Here is a 535-nt window from a genome sequence, read left to right on the forward strand (position 1 = left end):
GCCCCCTGGGATGAGGCCGTGGCCTGGATGCAGGAGAGCCGCACGGTGACCCAATACACCGGCGCCATGACCGAAACCCCGCTGCAACTGCTGCTACAACGCTATCACCACCCCCAGGATGTGATTGCCCTGCAACTCAATCTGCCCATGGGCCGCACCGCGGAAACCCAGGGCATGTTATGGGAATACCTGCGCTGCTATATGGATAACGGCCCCTGGTTCGATGAGCAGGGCAACCCGCTCACCACCTCCAATCGCGAGCAAGCACTGGAAGGGTACCGGCGACGACAAAAGAAGGCCACGTTAAATTTGGAAGGCTATCGTCAGTCAATCAAAGACGGTGTTACACCACGTTCTCGTGCCGCCATACTGATTATCGGGCTCGCCTTATTTTACCCATGTCTGCTGATCCGCGATATCACCGCCAAATATGCCCGCCAGCGGGCCGCTACCCACCAGTGGCAGCCGCTGGTTAAAGAACGTTGCCACCCGGATGGTCCCACCACCCGGCTGTATGATCTGGAAGTCGCCAAGG

The 535-nt window shown here is 58.9% G+C and carries 1 pseudogene; it reads left to right on the forward strand.

Features of this window, described 5'->3' with window-relative positions:
- A pseudogene (locus HP566_RS07810) lies at nt 1–535 on the forward strand (DUF6708 domain-containing protein); the annotation flags it as partial.

This window comes from Vreelandella olivaria, assembly GCF_023507745.1.
In the GTDB taxonomy this organism is placed as follows: Bacteria; Pseudomonadota; Gammaproteobacteria; order Pseudomonadales; family Halomonadaceae; genus Vreelandella; species Vreelandella olivaria_A.